This is a genomic window from Bradyrhizobium sp. P3_C3 (genome assembly GCF_056402655.1).
In genome coordinates, this window is the sequence record NZ_JBFUGY010000128.1 from 1 (window position 1) to 2,264 (window position 2,264).

Here is a 2,264-nt window from a genome sequence, read left to right on the forward strand (position 1 = left end):
TTGCGGCGGCGTAGCCACGCTGTCGTCCCGGCGAACRCCGGGACCCATACCGCGTGATCTCGCGATTGCGGACGGTCGCAGCCCCTAACGACTAGGCTTCGCCAAACTCCTTCCTGTGGTTATGGGTTCCGGCGTTCGCCGGGACGACACTGAAGGTGTGGCGCGTATAGACATCCTCCTTGCCATGGCTTCGCTCCCCGCAATGACGGTGGTAAACATCGTGCATGTCCAAAGTCACCCCAGCCACGCGCGCGCTTGCAGCCGCCGACGTTGCCTTCACCGTGCACACCTACGACTACGATCCCGACGCCGAGAGCATCGGCCTGCAGGCCGCCGCTGCGCTTGGTGAGGATCCGGCGCGCGTGCTGAAGACGCTGATGGCGCTTGTGGACGGCAAGCCGATCTGCGTCGTCGTCCCGTCCGACCAGGAAGTCTCCATGAAAAAGCTCGCCGCTGCCGCGAGCGGCAAGTCGGCGCAGATGATGAAGCCGCCGGAGGCCGAGCGCGTCACCGGCTACAAGGTCGGTGGCATCAGCCCGTTCGGGCAGCGCAAACCGGTGCGCACCGTGATCGAGCAGAGCGCGCTCGCGCATGATCAGGTCTATCTCAACGGCGGCCAGCGCGGCTTGCAGGTTCGGCTGAAGCCGGGCGACGTGCGGGATGTCCTGAAGGCGGTCGTTGCGGATGTGGTCGCGTGAGCGCCGCGCCCTACTGCTTCTGCAGCAGCTTGAGCCGGCAGCGCAGTGCCTCGCGGATATGCGCCCGCGCAAGCTGCTCGGCCTTGTCGCCGTCGCGCGCGGCGATGGCGTCGATGATGGCCTGATGCTCGCCGTGGCTGGTCGAGGGACGGCCCGTCACCGTGAAGGTGGTCGGGCCCAGCAGCGCGATCCAGTCCTGCAATTCGCGCGAGGCGTTGTCGAGATAGCGGTTGCGCGCGGCGCGGCAGATGGCTTCGTGGAAGGCGCGGTTGAGCCGCGCCATCTCGGCAGCGTCTGACGCCGCCGCCTCGACAAAGGCCTGCTCGATATCCCTGAGCGCGTGGACTTCGGGAGTGGAGGCGTGTTCGGCGGCCAGGCGCGCTGCAGCACCTTCCATGATCTCGCGCATGGCGTAGAGCTCGAGCACCTCTGATATGTCGAGGTCGCGCACGATCAACCCGCGGCCGCCGGCCGGCTCGACGAAGCCGCGGGCCGCGAGACGGCCAAGCGCCTCACGGACCGGCGTGCGGCTGACCTTGAGCCGCTGCGCGACCTCTTCCTCGCGCAGTCGGTCTCCGGCGCGGTAACTGCCGGCCTGGAGCGCCTCGCACAGCGAGCGGAACACKGCTTCGCCCAGTGCCACGCCGCCGCCGCGTGTGATCGATCCGCCTGACTTTGCCACGCGCTTGGCCATGTTCCCTCACGGCGCATCCTGCCCATGCAGAGATGGCACTTGCAGCGCCGATGTATATCTTTGTATACAAAGGTACGCAATGGCTGCCGTTGGGTCGATCGGGGTCCTCGGCGGCAGAATGTCTCTAACTTCGTCGCATCGGGCAGACGRGATGAGCAGCAAATACGACGTGCTGGTGATCGGCGGCGGCAATGCGGCACTGTGYGCGGCGATCTCGGCGCGTCGCGGCGGTGCCTCGGTGCTGGTGCTGGAGGGCGCGCCAAAATTCTATCGCGGCGGCAACACCCGCCACACCCGCAACATGCGCTGCGCCCATGATGCGGCGACTGAGATCCTGACCGGTCCCTACACCGAAGAGGAATTCTGGCAAGATCTGCTGCTGGTGACGGGCGGTCAGACCGACGAGGTGCTCGCCCGGCACATGATCCGGGAGTCCAAGGATATCCTGAACTGGATCGTGGAGCAGGGCGTGCGCTGGCAACCCTCGCTCGGCGGCACGCTGAGCCTCGGCCGTACCAACTCCTTCTTTCTCGGCGGCGGCCGCGCGATGCTGAATGCGCTCTATCTCACCGCCGAGCGGCTCGGCGTCGACGTCGAGTACGACGCCGAAGTCACCGATCTCGTGATCGAGGACGGCATGTTCCTCGCCGCGCGCCTCAAGCGGCCGATCAAGGGCGAGACCGAGATCCGCGCGACGTCGCTGGTCGCCGCTGCCGGCGGGTTCGAGGCCAACATCGAATGGCTGAAGCAATATTGGGGCGAAGCCGCGGACAATTTCCTGATCCGCGGCACGCCCTATAATCGCGGCTCGATCCTGAAGATGCTGCTCGACAAGGGCGTGCAGGAGGTCGGCGATCCCACCCAGTGCCATG

The 2,264-nt window shown here is 66.5% G+C and carries 3 protein-coding genes; 2 read left to right on the plus strand and 1 reads right to left on the minus strand.

The features are described from left to right. The first annotated feature begins 224 nt into the window (after positions 1-224). On the plus strand, positions 225-698 hold the full coding sequence (gene ybaK, locus AC1DW2_RS43685; protein WP_071916296.1) for a Cys-tRNA(Pro) deacylase: 474 nt from the start codon (positions 225-227) through the stop codon (positions 696-698). 10 nt (positions 699-708) lie between these two features. On the opposite strand, the gene AC1DW2_RS43690 is transcribed toward ybaK, so the two are convergent. Next, positions 709-1,392 (minus strand): GntR family transcriptional regulator, encoded by a 684-nt coding sequence (locus tag AC1DW2_RS43690; RefSeq protein WP_477009197.1) that lies wholly within the window; start codon positions 1,390-1,392, stop codon positions 709-711. 151 nt (positions 1,393-1,543) lie between these two features. Between AC1DW2_RS43690 and AC1DW2_RS43695 the strand changes: the two genes are divergently transcribed. Further along, on the plus strand, positions 1,544-2,264 hold a 721-nt coding region (locus tag AC1DW2_RS43695; protein WP_477009198.1), incomplete at its 3' end, for an FAD-binding protein.

Bases quoted from the DNA above. Each gene is read 5' to 3' on its own strand.
- ybaK (WP_071916296.1), top strand. From the start codon at position 225: ATGTCCAAAGTCACCCCAGCCACGCGCGCGCTTGCAGCCGCCGACGTT.